At 73.6% G+C, this 14,186-nt stretch carries 13 protein-coding genes; 9 read left to right on the top strand and 4 right to left on the bottom strand.

What is annotated here, in order from left to right:
- Positions 1-173 precede the first annotated feature (173 nt).
- Positions 174-383, bottom strand: a complete 210-nt coding sequence (locus tag ABIA38_RS09750; RefSeq protein ID WP_424638098.1) for a hypothetical protein — start codon at positions 381-383, stop codon at positions 174-176.
- 116 nt (positions 384-499) lie between these two features.
- On the bottom strand, positions 500-1,177 hold the full coding sequence (locus ABIA38_RS09745) for a class I SAM-dependent methyltransferase (protein WP_424638097.1): 678 nt from the start codon (positions 1,175-1,177) through the stop codon (positions 500-502).
- Positions 1,178-1,333: 156 nt separating this feature from the next.
- Here ABIA38_RS09745 and ABIA38_RS09740 point away from each other — a divergent pair, with 156 nt between their 5' ends.
- From ABIA38_RS09740 to ABIA38_RS09720, 5 genes are all read left to right on the top strand, one after another.
- Entirely contained in the window at positions 1,334-2,566 is a 1,233-nt protein-coding gene (locus tag ABIA38_RS09740; RefSeq protein WP_424638096.1) for a sensor histidine kinase, read from the top strand.
- Positions 2,563-3,240, top strand: a complete 678-nt coding sequence (locus tag ABIA38_RS09735; protein ID WP_424638095.1) for a response regulator — start codon at positions 2,563-2,565, stop codon at positions 3,238-3,240. Before ABIA38_RS09740 ends, ABIA38_RS09735 begins: the two co-directional genes overlap by 4 nt.
- 191 nt (positions 3,241-3,431) lie before the next feature.
- Positions 3,432-4,112 carry a DedA family protein gene (locus ABIA38_RS09730; protein WP_424638094.1) on the top strand — a complete coding sequence of 227 codons (681 nt, stop codon included), beginning with the start codon at positions 3,432-3,434 and terminating at the stop codon, positions 4,110-4,112.
- On the top strand, positions 4,109-4,720 hold the full coding sequence (locus tag ABIA38_RS09725) for a phosphatase PAP2 family protein (RefSeq protein ID WP_424638093.1): 612 nt from the start codon (positions 4,109-4,111) through the stop codon (positions 4,718-4,720). The genes ABIA38_RS09730 and ABIA38_RS09725 overlap by 4 nt, the downstream gene beginning before the upstream one ends.
- A complete protein-coding gene (locus ABIA38_RS09720) occupies positions 4,717-6,177 on the top strand; it encodes a sensor histidine kinase (RefSeq protein ID WP_424638092.1) in 1,461 nt (486 codons plus the stop codon). Before ABIA38_RS09725 ends, ABIA38_RS09720 begins: the two co-directional genes overlap by 4 nt.
- Positions 6,178-6,406: 229 nt before the next feature.
- Here the strand turns inward: ABIA38_RS09720 and ABIA38_RS09715 are convergent, their stop codons facing one another.
- Positions 6,407-8,266, bottom strand: a complete 1,860-nt coding sequence (locus ABIA38_RS09715) for an MATE family efflux transporter (RefSeq protein ID WP_424638091.1) — start codon at positions 8,264-8,266, stop codon at positions 6,407-6,409.
- Positions 8,267-8,583: 317 nt separating this feature from the next.
- Here ABIA38_RS09715 and ABIA38_RS09710 point away from each other — a divergent pair, with 317 nt between their 5' ends.
- From ABIA38_RS09710 to ABIA38_RS09695, 4 genes are all read left to right on the top strand, one after another.
- Complete coding sequence (locus ABIA38_RS09710) at positions 8,584-10,182, top strand: ABC transporter substrate-binding protein (RefSeq protein ID WP_424638090.1); 1,599 nt, start codon at positions 8,584-8,586, stop codon at positions 10,180-10,182.
- Between the two features lie 5 nt (positions 10,183-10,187).
- Positions 10,188-11,120 (top strand): ABC transporter permease, encoded by a 933-nt coding sequence (locus ABIA38_RS09705; protein WP_424638089.1) that lies wholly within the window; start codon positions 10,188-10,190, stop codon positions 11,118-11,120.
- Positions 11,117-11,962: an ABC transporter permease gene (locus ABIA38_RS09700; RefSeq protein WP_424638088.1), complete on the top strand. Its 846-nt coding sequence runs from the start codon at positions 11,117-11,119 to the stop codon at positions 11,960-11,962. The genes ABIA38_RS09705 and ABIA38_RS09700 overlap by 4 nt, the downstream gene beginning before the upstream one ends.
- Before the next feature lie 265 nt (positions 11,963-12,227).
- A complete protein-coding gene (locus ABIA38_RS09695; RefSeq protein WP_424638087.1) occupies positions 12,228-13,724 on the top strand; it encodes an ABC transporter ATP-binding protein in 1,497 nt (498 codons plus the stop codon).
- A gap of 130 nt (positions 13,725-13,854) precedes the next feature.
- Here the strand turns inward: ABIA38_RS09695 and ABIA38_RS09690 are convergent, their stop codons facing one another.
- Positions 13,855-14,124, bottom strand: coding sequence for a hypothetical protein (locus ABIA38_RS09690; RefSeq protein ID WP_424638086.1), 270 nt, complete (start codon positions 14,122-14,124; stop codon positions 13,855-13,857).
- Positions 14,125-14,186 lie beyond the last annotated feature (62 nt).

The raw sequence follows: 14,186 nt of genomic DNA, 5'->3' as shown, positions 1-14,186 counted from the left end.
CGGCCGGGCCGGGGACAGTGCGGGCGCGTGGGTCGCGGGCGGAGCGGGTGGGGGCGGCGTCGGGACGGCAGCAGCGCCGGGAGCCCGGGGCGCACGAGCGCAGTGAGCTCGGTGGGTCGGTCGCGACCGAGGTCCGACTCGCCTCGCCTTACTCGCGATTCGGGCTCGGCTCGCTATCGCCGCCGACTCCGCCCACCGCTCGACCCGTCCGTGTCCTGCACCGCGTCCGAGCGGGACAGGAGCCTGCGGAGGTGGGTTCGCATCGAGGCGGCTGGGCGGTCCGCCGGCTCGTCCCCGGCCGGCCTGCTCCAGTCGCGGGCCTGGCGGACCAGGGCGGCCAGTTCGGCGGTGGCGGGGTCGGCGGAGGGGTCTTGCTGCGTCATGGGACAGCGGATGCCCCCGAATGGGGTGCGCAGCACCGGCAATAGTTACGAATATGCGGCTTATTGGTAACAAAGAGGGACTCTGGTCGACTGGTTGGGCTACGCCTCTGCTCGGGCTACGCCTCGGGCGTCAGCGTGCGCGCCTCGATGCGGCCGTCTGTCCCGTCCGTCCCGTCCGTCCCAGCCGTCTCGTCCATCCCGTCGTCCGGCCGACGACCACGAACGTTCCGCCGTGGGTGGCTCGCGTAGTGGACGAAGGCCGGTGGGGTGTTGCGCCAGATCAGTGGGCTCCTGGTCACGTGGGTGAACTGCTCGGCCAGTCGCCCCGTCAGTTCGCGGGCCGGTGGGGTCCAGGCCGCGTGCCCGTAGGCGAACGTCGTGAACGCGCCGTGCTCGGCCAGCGCCGCCCCGATCGCGTTCAGCGTCGCATACCGGTCCGGGCGCGACATGCACGTCCACGGCAGACCCGAGACCACCGCGTCCACCGGGGCGTCGACCAGGTCCGGCAGGGCCGCCGCCGGCGCGGTCAGCACCTCGACCCGGCGGCCCGCGAAGCGGGTACGCAGCGAGTCGGCCAGCACCGGGTCGAGTTCGATGGCCACGAAGCGGGCCCCGGGGCGCATCCGGCGCAGCACGAACTCGGTCACCACCCCCGTGCCGGGGCCCAGCTCGACGATCACGTCGGCCAGGCCCAGGGTCAGCGGCTCGGTGAGCGCATCGGCCAGATGCGCCGAACTCGCCGCGATGGCACCGGTACGCAGGGGGTGGCGCAGAAAGCGCGTGGGGATGGACACGCCCGGCAGCCTCCGCGCCCGCGCCGTGGCCGCGCGTCGGCCGGGCGGTCGGGTCGACCGGCCGCCGGGTCAGGGTAGGTGTCCTACCGGAGGACGACCCGGTGCCGACGCCGCGGAGGACGCGCGTCGACTCGGTCGCGACCTACGCTGCCTCCTGTGCGACAGGAATGGTGGCGAACTCTCAACCGCTGGTGGCACGCCCATCCGAGGGTCTCGGACTGGGTGCTGGTCGCGATCGTGGTGTGTCCGCCACGCGCCTACGAGCACCCGGGTTGGCGGCCACTGCCGGTGCAGATCGCGGTCTGGGCCGCGCTGGCGCTGCCGCTGCTGTGGCGGCGCAGCCATCCGCGCCTGGCCGCCCCGGTGGTCGCCGCCGCCGCGCTCGTGCAACTCCTGGGCCACGTCTGGGGAAACGAGTTCCAGCGCGGCGCCATCGCACTGGTCGCGATCATCTACACCTTCGTCGTACACGGCCGGCGCCGCGAAGCGACCGTGGTGACCGCCTACCTGATCGGCCTGGCCATGTGGTGGGCGCTGCGTCCGGGCGGCTCGGGTCTGGTCGAGACCAAGTGGGCCGGGGCCCTGATGCTCGCACTCGCCTGGGTCTACGGCGAGTACACCCGCGCCCGCCGCGCGCACCTGGACGACGTCGAACAACGCGCCGTACTCGCCGAGTCCCGCCGGGACGCGCTGGCCCGGGCCGCGGTCGCCGAGGAACGCGCCCGGATCGCCCGGGAGATCCACGACATCCTGGCGCACAGCGTGTCGGTGATGGTGCTGCAGGCCGAGGGCGCCAAGGTGGCCCACGTACACGATCCCTCCGTCGTGGACCGCTCCCTGCTCACCATCGCCGACACCGGCCGCACCGCGCTCGCCGATCTGCGCCTGCTGCTCGAGGTGTTGCACAGCGACGACCTCGCCGCCGACGGCCGACCCGACGACCCCGCCCGGGCCCCCCAGCCCACCACCCCCGACCTGGTCGCGCTCGTCGCCCGCTGCGCCGCCGGCCGCGCGCCGATCGAACTCGCCACCCGCGGCGACGCGTCGACCCTGCCGCCCACGGCCGCGCTCCAGGTCCATCGCATCGTCCAGGAGGCCCTGACCAACGTGGTCAAGCACGCCGCGCCCGACGCCCGGGCCCGGGTCGACATCGACTTCGGCCGCACCGCCCGGCAGCGCACCGTCGCCATCGAGGTACACAACGAACCCGGCCACGCCGCCCCCAACGGCCTGCCCTCCTCCGGCCGCGGCCTGGCCGGCATGCGCGAACGCGCGGCCATCTTCGGCGGCGCGGTACACGCCGGCCCCGATCCCGACGGCGGCTACCGCGTCGCCGCCACGCTGCACGTGGGCAGCCCCGCGCCGCTGCCGAGCGGAGCGGCCGGATGACCGACTCCCCCGCGCGCGTCCTGGTCTGCGACGACCAGGAGCTGATCCGGGTCGGCCTGCGCATGGTGCTCGACTCGCAGCCCGACCTCACCGTGGTCGGCGAGGCCGGCAACGGCGTCGAGGCCGTCGAACTGGCCGCCGCACTGTCCCCCGACCTGATCCTGATGGACATCCGGATGCCCGACCTGGACGGCATCGCCGCCACCGAGCGGATCCGCGCCGCGAGTGTGGACCCGGCCATCCTGGTGATCACCACGTTCGACCTGGACCGCTACGCGTATGCGGCGCTGCGCGCGGGCGCGAGCGGATTCGTGGTCAAGGACGCGCCCGCCGACGAGATCCTGGTCGCCGTGCGTGGCGTACTGCGCGGCGACGCGATGGTGTCGCCCTCGTTCACCCGCCGGTTGCTCGACCGTTTCGTCACCGGGCCCGCCGTACCGACCCAGACCCACCGCCTGGCCCTGCTCACCGAACGCGAGCGCGAAGTGCTCGGCCTGGTGGCGCGCGGGCTGACCAACACCGAGATCGCCGAGGCGTTGCACGTGGGCCAGACCACCGTCAAGACGCACCTCGCCCGCGCGCTGACCAAGCTCGACCTGCGCGATCGGGTGCATGCCGTGGTGTTCGCCTACGAATCGGGCCTGGTCCGGCCGGGCGCGGAACCCGCGGGCTGAACCCCGGGCCGACCGCGACCCGGGCCGACCACACCCTCTCAGCGATCTCTCAGGCGTGATCCGGCATCGTTTCGGGGACAGAGCCCCGGTACGTCGTCGTCCCCGCCGTGACCCGGCCCGACCGACGCCGGATCGCGGCTCGCCGCGCAGCGACATCCGCGCGACACAGCGACATATCGGAGGGATCACCTATGGCGCCGTCGGCCGTGTCCGACCTGGCCGTGAATGTTCTGGACGCGAGTTCGTTGTTGTCCGCGTTCGGCGCGCTCGGCATCGCCGTGGTGTTGTTCGCGGAGACCGGCCTGCTGATCGGGTTCTTCCTGCCCGGCGACTCGCTGCTGTTCACCGCCGGATTGTTGTGCGTCTCCGGCTCCTCGGACCGGGTCCATCTGACCCTGTGGCAGGTGTTGCTCGCCGCCGTGGGCGGTGCGCTGATCGGCGCGCAGGTGGGCTACGTGCTCGGCCGGCGCGGCGGACGCGCGTTGCTCGCCCGGTACAAGAACAAGAGTCTGCACGAGGGGGTGCAGCGGGCCGAGGAGTTGCTCGGGAAGTACGGACACGCCAAGGCCGTGGTGCTGGCCCGCTTCGTCCCGGTCGTGCGTACCGTGCTCAACCCGCTGGCCGGTGTCCTGGAGATGCCGGTGCGCACGTTCACGCTGTGGCAGACCATCGGCGGCGTGGTGTGGGCGGTGGGCCTGGTGCTGGCCGGTTACGGGCTCGGCTCGTCGGTGCCCAACGTGGACACCTACCTGTTGCCGATCGTGGCCCTTGTCGTGCTGGTGTCGCTGCTGCCGATCGCGATAGAGGTCTACCGGTCCCGGCAGCGCCGGCAGCGGCCCAAGTCGGGGGCACACCGTCGGGAGGAATCGTGAGCGACCTGGCCTTCTCCGGCTCGTCCGTCGACGGCGGGCTGTACACCCGGGTGACCGATCTGGCCCGGCACGCGCCGGACTTCGTCAACCGGGTGATCGACGACTGGACCGCCTACGGGCTGGCCGTGTTCGCCGCGCTGATGATCCTCGCGTGGTGGTCGGCGCGCGGGCAGGACGCGGTACGAATGGCCCGGGCGTTGTGCGCGCCGCTCGTGGTGGCCGTGGTGTACGTCCTCGACGACGCGCTCAAGAGCGTGATCCAGGAGCAGCGGCCCTGCCAGGCGATGCCGAACTCGTTCACCGTGGAGAGTTGTCCGGCGCCCGGCGACTGGTCGTTCCCGAGCAATCACGCGGTGATCGCGGCTTCGGCGGCGACCGTGGTGTGGCTGCTCAATCGGGTCCTGGGGATCATTGCCGCGGTCGCGGCGTTGGCGATGGCGGCCTCGCGGGTGTGGGTGGGCGTGCACTATCCGCACGATGTGCTGGTCGGGCTGCTTGTCGGGGTCCTGCTGGCCTGGCCGCTGACCCTGGCGGCCGGCCGGGCCGCGCCCGTGGTGGAGCGATTGCGCGGCTCGCGGCTGCGTCCGTGGGTCGCCGCCGGCCGATGAGCGGCTCGGGGCGAACCACGACGGCCGCGCTGCGGCAGCGGTGGATGCGGGCGCGCGGGTGGTATCTGCGCCACGCGGGGGTGCGCACGCGGTCCGCACTGGCCGCGGCCGTGGTGGTGGCGCTGGTGCTGGCCGTGGCGATCGTGGCCTTCGTACTGCTGTATCGGCGCTCCCTGGAGCGCACGATCGACGCGGACACCAGTCGGCAGGCCCGGACCGTCGCCGCCGATCTGTCCCGAAGCGGGGTGACCGGCGGGGTGTTCCCGGCCGAGCGTGGTGGGTCGGTGCTGGTCCAGGTGGTGCGGCCGAACGGGACGGTGCTCGCCTGGTCGGGCGCGCTCAACGGGCGGCCGCCGATGTCCGACGCGCGACCTACGGCCGGCCGACTGGAGAGCGAGCAACGTCGAGGGATCCTCGGCCACGAAGACCGCTTCCGGGTGGCGGCGGTGGGGGTGGGTCTGCCGGACGGGACGTACACCGTGCTGGTCGGCGAGTCGGTGGAACCGATCCGGGACAGCGTCGAGGACGCCGGCGCGCTGTTGATCGTCGGGTATCCGGTACTCGTGGTCGTGGTCGCCGGTGCCACCTACGCGTTCGTCGGCCGCTCGCTCGGGCCGGTGGAGGCGATTCGGCGCAAGGTGGCCGGGATCGGCGCGGCCCGGCTCGGCGATCGGGTGCCGGTGCCCGAGGCGCGGGACGAGGTGGCCCGGCTGGCCGAGACGATGAACGAGATGCTGGATCGGCTGGAGAAACAGGTCGACGCGCGGCGCCGGTTCGTCGCGGACGCCGGACACGAGTTGCGCAGCCCGCTGACCACGCTGCGCACCGGGCTCGAGGTGCTGGGTACGCATGAGCTGGCCGAACGGGACGGCGCCATGGTCGAGTTGCTGACCGCGGAGACCGCGCGCCTGGACCGGCTGGTCGACGACCTGATCCTGCTCGCCCGGGCCGACGAGCGCGAACTGCGGCCACGCTTCGGCGATGTGGACCTGGACGACCTGGTCGACACCGAGCGGCACCGGCTCACCGCGCAACATCCGGGCCTGACGGTGACCGCGACGACGACCCCGGTGCGGGTCCGCGGCGATGCCCACCGGCTCGGCCGGGTGTTGCGCAATCTGGCCGACAACGCCGCCACGCACGCCGAGACGAGCGTGGGCTTCACGCTGCGCGAGGTCGGCGACACCGCGATCGTCGAGGTGGTCGACGACGGGCCCGGGGTCCCGGTCGAGGAGCGGGAGCGGGTGTTCGAGCGCTTCGTCCGGCTGGACGAGAGCCGGCGACGCGGCTCGGGCGGGACCGGCCTGGGTCTGGCCATCACCCGCGAGGTGGTCGGCTCGCACGGCGGCACGGTCGAGGTGGTCGGCGCCGAGTCGGGCGGCGCACTGTTCCGGGTGGTGTTGCCGCGCTACCCGCCGGGCGAGGCGGACGAGCACGACGGGACGGCCGGACCGTAGCCGAGAGCCGGGGTCGCCGGACGTGCGCTCACGCCGGGCGGGTCGGCGGGTCGGCGGGTCGGCGGGTCGGCGGGTCGGCGGGTCGGCGGAGCAACTGCGCAGTGCGGTACGGCGAGCCGGGCGCGGCGAGCGGCCCGAAGGGCGGAGGCCGGACCTCGCGGGCCCGGCGCGGGCGCGCGCGGGCCGGGCTTCGGCTTCGCGGATCCGGCCCAGGCGCGCGCGAACACGCTCAGCGCGTGGCCGTTCGGTCCAGCCCCGCGCGAAAGCGCCGCAGCAGCAGTCCCGCCGTCGCCGCCAGGCCCGCGCACAGGCCGATCCAGACGCCGGTGGGGCCGGTGTCGGCGGCGACGCCGACGAGCAGCGCGATCGGGAGGCCGACCAGCCAGTAGCCGATCACGGTCATCCGGAAGCCGGCCGACGTGTCGTCGAGGCCGCGCAGCAGGCCCACGCCGATGTTCTGTGACGTGTCGAAGAACTGGAGCAGGGCGGCGATCGCGAGCAGGTGGATCGCGGTCGAGGTGGCCGGGTCGTCCGGATCCAGGAACGGGGTCAGCACCACGCGGGGCAGCACCAGGTAGAGCAGCGCGACCACGGCCATCACACTCGCGCCCAGGGCCAGTGCGGTACGGGCGACCACCCGCGCCCGGGCCGGGCGACGCTGCGCGATCGCCTCGCTGACCAGGACCGAGGAGGCGTGCGAGATGCCGACGGTGATCTGGAAGACGATGTAGACGAGTTGGTTGACCGCGGTGTGCGCGGCCAGCGCGGCGGCGCCGAAGCCGCCCATGATCAGCGCGACCACGGAGAAGAAGCCGGCCTCCGAGCCGTAGGTCGCGGCGATCGGGAAACCGAGCTTGGCCAGCCGGCGGACCGTCGCCGGGTCGGCGCGCCAGGCGGCGAGCGACAGCGCCGGTGCGAGCACCGGATCGCGGCGCACCGCGGCGTGCAGGGCGAGCAGGGACAGGCCGTAGACCAGGGTGGTGGACAGGCCGATGCCGACCAGGCCGAAGTCCGGGACGAACCATACGCCGTGGATGAAGCACCAGTTGAGCGCGATGTTCGCGGCGACCGAGGCGATGGTGATGCCGAGCAGCGCCTGCGGGCGGCGCATGCCCACGGTGTACTGGCGGATCACCTGGAACCACAGGCACGGGAGCAGGCCGGGGGCCAGCGCGAGGATCATCGGCCGGGCGCGGTGCACGACGTCGGCGCTCTGGCCGAGCAGCGGCAGGGCGGCGGCGATCGCGGCCATCAGCAGGATGCCGGCGAGCCCGGCGAGGGTGGCGACGGCAAGCCCGGCCCGGACCAACTCGCGCAGCGCGGCGTGGGGGTCGTCGGTGGCCACGTTCGCCGCGCGGCGGGCTGCGGGCGCGGCCTGGGTGCCGAGCCTGCCGGCGGCGCCCGCGCCGGCCCGGGCCCCGGTTTCCGCACCGATGTCGGGGCCTGCCTCCGCACCGGCCCCAGGGCCGCCCTCGGCACCGGCTTCCGCACCGACCTGCGCGCCGACTCTGGCGCCGGCTTCCGTGTCGCCCTCGGCAGCGACTTCAGCGCCGACCTGCGCGCCGGCCTCGGCACCGGCTCCGAGGCCGGAACCGGGACCGACCTCCTTGCCGACCCCAGGCCCGAACCCGACGTCGACCCCAGGCCCGACCCCGACGTCGACCCCAGGCCCGACCCCGAGGTCGGCTCCGGGGCCGATCCCGACGTCGGCTCCGGAGCCGGCTCCGAGGCCGATCCCTGGGCCGACTTCCGCACCCGCATCCGATTTATCCGCTTCGCGCCCCGCCGTGTGATTCTTGCCACCGGCGCGGGTGTCGGCCGGCTCGGCCGGGTCCGGGAGCGCGGCCGTGACGCGCGCGGCGGCGATCTGGTTGCCGAGCGCGGTGACCATCCCCACGCCCATCGTGCGCAGTTGGTTGAACACGACGATGGCCAGGCCGCCCGCCGCCAGCGCGCCGGCGCCCAGTGCGCCCATCATCACGAGGTCCGTGGTGGTCAGCGCCACCTGGGCGACCTGGGTCACGGCCAGCGGGGCCGCGAGCGCGACGAGCGCGCGGGTCTCGCCACCCGGGCGGGGACGGATCGGCATGGTGATGTGCTGCTTCCGGGTCGAAGTGGCGGCGCCGGCGCCGGGGTTGCTCGGACAGGCCGGTCTGCGCGACCGGTGGCCGAGGGAACTGCCGCGACCTGCCCGGTTCATGACGGTGTGTCGATTCGTCCGGGACGGAGCGTGGCGCCGGCCCGAGGCGGGGCGGTCCCCGATTATGCACGGCCGCCGTCGATCGGGGGGTGGGGTGTTCCCGGCGTACCGTTTCATGATTAGGTAAGCCAACCCTTAGCGCACGATCGGGCCGTTCGGCGCGCACGGATACGCAGGACGCACGATCTCGACAGGGAGTCGGAAACATGAGTCGGAACACGAGTCGGGGCCTGGGCATCGACTGGAACCGCAGACAACTTCTCGGCGCGGGCGCCGGTCTGGGTGCCGCCGGGTTGCTCGCCGCGTGCTCGACCGGATCCGGCTCGGGTTCCTCCTCCGCGACGGGCAAGCCGAACCCCGCCGGCGGCCCGGCCGGCGCGCCGGTGCGCGGCGGCACCCTGCGGGTGGGCGCACTGGGCCGGGCCGCGGCGAACGTGCGGGACCCGCACGGTGTGCCGGCCAACGAAAGCGACTACCTGATCGCGGCCCTGGTCTACGAGCCGCTGACGATGCCCGGCGCGCCCGACCCGGTGGCCCCGCGCCTGATGAGCAAGTGGGAGCCGAGCGCGGACCTGACCGCGTGGCGGTTCACCATCGCGGACAACGCGGTCTTCCACGACGGCACGCCGGTCACCGCGGACGACGTGGTCTGGTCGATGCGCCGACTGCACGGGATGCCGTCCGGGCCGATGCGGATGCCCGGCGTCAAGCCGGAGAACATCGTCGCCGACGGCGCGCGGACGGTGGTGCTGACCTCGGACTACCCGAACACCGAACTGCCGCTGCAACTGCGGATGATGACCTTCGTGCTGAAGAAGGACACCACCAACGTGGTCGGTTCGCCCGGCACCGGCCCGTTCCGCCTGGACTGGTATCGCGACGGCAACGCCCGCCTGGTGCGCAACGACCGCTGGCACGGCGGCGACATCCCGCTGGACGCGATCGAGGTGCGGATGTTCGAGAACGCCGCCGCGATGGGCAACGCGCTCGCCGGCGGCCAGCTCGACGTGGCCTCCAACGTCGGCGCGGTCACCGCGCGAACGTTCCAGGGTCGCCCGAACATCGGCGTGGTGCGGCGCAAGAACGACGTGGCGATGCCGATCGTGATGCGGGTCGCCGACGGCCCGTTCGCCGATCAGCGGGTGCGCGAGGCGATCCGGCTCACCGTGGACCGCCCGGCGATGGTCGAGCAGGTGCTCAGCGGCTACGGCACGATCGCCAACGACGTACTCGGCACCGGCGACCCGATGTACGCGACCGACCTGCCGCAGCGCGTCCGCGATCTCGCCCGCGCCGGCAAGTTGTTGGACGAGGCCGGGTTCGACCGGGGCAAGACCTACGAGATCTTCACCACCGACGAGATATCCGGGCTGGTCGAATCGGCCACGCTGTTCGCCCGACAAATGAAGGACGTCGGGGTCAAGGTCGACATCGTCAAGCAGGACTCCAACACCTTCTACGACAAGACCTGGCTCAAGGCCCCGCTCTACACGATGAACTGGGGCACCAACGACTCGCTGGCCTTCTACGCCGGGAAGTTGATGCTCTCCGACGCCTCGAACAACGAGGCCGCGTGGCGCAGCCCGGCCTTCGACGCCGCCTACCGCCAGGCGATCAGCACCGCGAACCCGGCTCGGCGCAAGGAACTCCTGCACGAGGTGCAGAAGTTGCAGTACGAGCAGTCGGGCTACCTGCTGTGGGGCATGGCCGACGGGGTCGACCTGGCCGGGGCCAAGGTCCGCAACCTGCCGCAGCTGGGCGGGTTCGGTCGGGTGCTCCTGGAGAAGACCTGGCTCGCGGGGTGAGACCCGTGCTGCGCTTCGGGGGCCTGTTGGCGCGCCGGGCCGCGCTGTTGGCGGCGCTGCTCGTGCTGGTCTTCGCGTTGGTCAACCTGCTTCCCGGCGATGCCGCGCGGTCGACCACCGAGCGTGGCGCGACGGCCGCCGACGTGGCCGCGCGGCGGGCCCAACTGGGCTTGGACCGGCCGCTGTCCGCCCGGTTCGGCGACTGGATCGGCGGCGTGTTGCGCGGCGACCTGGGCAGCACCGCGCGCGGCGAGTCGGTCGGCGATCTGGTCGGCCGACACTTCGTCAACACGCTGCTCCTGACCGGGATGGCGCTGCTGCTGACGGTGGTTGCCGCCCTGCTGCTGGGCGTGCTCGCGGCAAGTCGGGCCGGGCGGGCCACCGACCGGGGCATCTCCGGGTTGGCGATCGCGGTGTTGTCCCTGCCCGAATTCGTGGTCGCGGAGCTGCTCGTGCTGGTCTTCGCGTCCTGGTTGCACTGGCTGCCGGCAGTCGCGCTGATCGGTCCGGACGGCGCGGTCGCCTCGCCGGACATGGTGGTACTGCCGGTGCTCGCGCTGGCCCTGCCGCAGATCGGCTGGAACACCCGGGTGGTGCGAGCCGCGGTCCTCGATGCCGCGCGGGCACCACACGTGGAGACCGCGCACCTGGACGGCCTGTCGCCGCGCCGGGTGTTGCTTCGCCATGTACTGCCCGGGGCGCTGCCCACGATCGCGGTCTCCGTGGCGACCTCGGTGGGTGTCCTGTTCGGCGGCGCGGTGGTGGTCGAGACGGTCTTCAACTATCCGGGGGTGGGCGCGGTGCTCACCGCCGCCGTGCAGGATCGGGACGCGCCGCTGGTGGCTGGGGTGTTGGTATTGACCGGTGCGGTGATCCTGGCGGTGCTGCTGGTCGCCGACACGATCCGCGCACACGCGGCGGAGGCGGTGCGCCGATGAAGCGTCTGATCCGGGCCTCGGCCCTGGTACTGCCCGCCCTCGCCCTGGCCCTGTGCGGGTCGTGGTTCGCGCCGCACCCGATCGACGATCCGCAGGCCGCGCCCTACTCCGGGCCGTCCGGCGAACTGCCCTTCGGGACCGACCAGTTGGGGCGGGACGTACTCAGCCGGGTGCTGGCGGGCGGGCTGCACCTGGTGGTCACCGCCACGGTGATCGCGGCGATCGTCACACTCGGCGCGGCCCTGCTTGGCTCGGCCGCCGCGCTGCGCCCTCGGCTGGGCGTGCTGGTGGACCGGACGGCCGACCTGTTCATGCTGATCCCGGCGGTGTTGGCGATCCTGCTGGTCGCGCTGTCCTGGCCGGGGGGCGGCGACTTGGCGCTCGGCCTGACCGTGGTGACGATCTCACTGCCGTTCGCGACCCGCGTGGTGGCGGGCGCGGCAGCGCCGTTGGCGCGGACCGGCTACGTCCAGGCGGCGGTGGCCGGCGGCGAGCGGCTCCCGTACCTGATCCTGCGCGAGCTGTTGCCCAATCTGCGTGGCACCCTCACCACCCTGTTCGGCCTGCGATTCGTGGAAGCGGTGTATGTGGTGACGGCGGCCGGTTTCCTGCAAATCGGCCCACAACCCCCGGCCGCCGACTGGGCCCTGATGGTCCGGGAGAACGCCCCCGGAATGTTGCTCAACCCGTGGTCGGTGCTGGCCCCGAGCCTGGCCGTGGGCCTGCTGGCGATCAGCGTCAACCTGGCCGCGGACCTGGCCGCACACCCGCCTGGCGGCGGCTCTCCACGCCGACGCAGCCGCAAGCCGGCGGAGTCGGCCGAGCCGGGAGAGTCGCGATGAAGACGGCGCACGCGGCACACACCGACCGCGTCGAGCCGGGCAGGCGGACCGTCCACCGCACCCGCGTCGCGCCCACCCCGACCACCTCCACGAGGATCACGACGGAGACGGCGAAGCCAATGCACACCGACCACGTCGAGCACGGCGAGCGGGTCCGGTATGCCGGGCCTCCGGTCGCCGTCGCGGGCGACTCCGCCGGGCAGTCGGCCGGTAGGGCGCGCGCCGCCGGCCACTCGGCGGACCCGGCCGCGTCGGATGGTGTGCGATGACGGCCGCCGATGTGGTGGCCGCCGGCGGCGTCGGGCTCGGGGTGCAGGGGGAGTCGGCGGTCGAGTTGGGTGGGTTCGCGGTCGGGGCCGAGGGTGGGGGCATCGTGTTGCGGCCCACCGATCTGGTGGTACGGCCGGGTGAGGTGGTGGCCTTGACCGGGCCCTCCGGTGCGGGCAAGACCACGCTGTTGCAGGCCCTCACCGGGCACCTCGCCCCCGGACTCGGGCACGTCGCGGGCAGCGCGCGAGTGCTCGGCCGGGAGCTGTTCGAGCTGGATGCCGCCCGGTTGCGCGCGGTACGCCGGGCCGAGATCGCGATCGTCGCCCAGGACCCCGGATCCCGGCTGAACCCGCACATGCGGGTCCGCACACTGCTCGCGGAAACCGCGCTCGACCGGGATCCGGCCGGGCCCGCCCGGGTGTTGGCGGCGGTTCGGCTGCCGAACGATCGGGAGTTCCTGGCCCGTCGGCCGGGTCGGCTCTCCGGTGGTCAGCAGCGCCGGGTCGCGCTGGCCCGGGCACTGATCCGGCGCCCGCGGCTGCTGTTGCTCGACGAGCCGACGGCGGGCCTGGACCACGCGCTGCGCGACGAACTGTGCACGATGTTGCGCGAGATCGCCGACACCGACGGCACCACGATCGTCTTCTCCTGCCACGATCCGGCCGCGGTGGCCGGCCTCGCCGACCGGGTGGTGCAGGTCGCGGGCCCCGCACCGCACCACCCGCCGGCATTGGCGCGGCGGGTCGATCCCGTACCGGCGAGCCCGCCGGCCGAGGCGGCGGCCGACCCCGGCCCACCGCGCCTGGTCGTGTCCGGTCTGCGGGTCTGGGCCGCGCCGCGACGCCGCGGCCCGCTGCTGCTCGACGGCGCCGAACTGACCGTGGCCCCGGCCGGGGTGACCGCCGTGGTCGGCGAATCCGGCGCGGGCAAGACCACCCTGGCCCGCGCCCTGGTCGGCCTGGCGGCCTCCGCCGAGGGCACGATCACCCTCGACGGGACCCCGCTGCCCGCCCTCGGTCGGCGCCGCGACCGGGCCCGACGCCGCGACATCCAACTCGTCGGCCAGGACCCGCTCGGCACGCTCAACCCGGCGCTGACCATCGGCGCCACCATCGGCCGCCCACTGATCCTGCACCGGCGCGCACCGCGCCGCGACGTCCCCGCCCGGGTCGGCGAACTCCTGGCCGCCGTCGGTCTACCGCCCGACCTGGCCGCGCGCCACCCCGCGGGCCTGTCCGGCGGGCAACGCCAACGGGTCGCGGTGGCCCGCGCGTTGGCCGCCGAACCGACCGTACTGGTCTGCGACGAGGTGACCTCCGCACTCGACCCGGACACCGCGACCGCGCTGATGGACCTGCTCGACGGGATCCGGATCGCCCGCTCGATGTCCCTGGTCGTGATCACCCACGATCTCGACCTGGTCGCCCGCTACGCCCACACCATCGTCACGGTCGACGCGGGCCGAGTCGTCGACACCCGCCCGGCCCGCTGACCCGGCACCGCCGACCGGCCCACCGTCGACACGAGTTCACCGAGGTCGCCCGCACACCCACCCGCTGCCCGGCAGCCGTCGACCTGGCCGGCCGCCGGCCCGACGGCCACCCTCGGGACGCGCCGGCGCGTCAGCACGAGTTCACCGAGGTCGGCCGCACCTCCGACTTGTGCCGGAAGCGGTCGACCAGGTTGTCCGCGCGCTCCGCCGCCACATGCAGCGCGTGCGGCGCCGGTACGTTCTCCGACACCGGGGTGCACGGATTCGAGTCCTGGCCCACCACCGGCGGCAGCGCCAACAGCGCGACCACCGCCGAGACGAAGACCGCCAGCGCAAGGACCCGGACCCGCCAACCACGCCACCCGCGCCCACCCCGCGAGGGGTTCGAGCGGGTGATCACCGCCGGTCCCCCGACATCCCCGCGACACCGGGCCCGCCCGTACCGTTCCTGCCGTTCCTGCC

The sequence above is a fragment of the Embleya sp. AB8 genome, from assembly GCF_049739465.1.
Lineage (GTDB): Bacteria > Actinomycetota > Actinomycetes > Streptomycetales > Streptomycetaceae > Embleya.
The sequence above is the reverse complement of the archived record's forward strand: the minus strand, read 5'-3'. Positions and strand labels throughout refer to the sequence as shown.

What these genes read in the sequence shown, in the direction of transcription:
- ABIA38_RS09750 (WP_424638098.1), bottom strand. Translation starts at nt 383, where the DNA reads ATGACGCAGCAAGACCCCTCCGCCGACCCCGCCACCGCCGAACTGGCC.
- ABIA38_RS09735 (WP_424638095.1), top strand. Translation starts at nt 2,563, where the DNA reads ATGACCGACTCCCCCGCGCGCGTCCTGGTCTGCGACGACCAGGAGCTG.
- ABIA38_RS09730 (WP_424638094.1), top strand. Translation starts at nt 3,432, where the DNA reads ATGGCGCCGTCGGCCGTGTCCGACCTGGCCGTGAATGTTCTGGACGCG.
- ABIA38_RS09720 (WP_424638092.1), top strand. Translation starts at nt 4,717, where the DNA reads ATGAGCGGCTCGGGGCGAACCACGACGGCCGCGCTGCGGCAGCGGTGG.
- ABIA38_RS09715 (WP_424638091.1), bottom strand. Translation starts at nt 8,266, where the DNA reads ATGCCGATCCGTCCCCGCCCGGGTGGCGAGACCCGCGCGCTCGTCGCG.
- ABIA38_RS09710 (WP_424638090.1), top strand. Translation starts at nt 8,584, where the DNA reads ATGAGTCGGAACACGAGTCGGGGCCTGGGCATCGACTGGAACCGCAGA.
- ABIA38_RS09700 (WP_424638088.1), top strand. Translation starts at nt 11,117, where the DNA reads ATGAAGCGTCTGATCCGGGCCTCGGCCCTGGTACTGCCCGCCCTCGCC.
- ABIA38_RS09695 (WP_424638087.1), top strand. Translation starts at nt 12,228, where the DNA reads ATGACGGCCGCCGATGTGGTGGCCGCCGGCGGCGTCGGGCTCGGGGTG.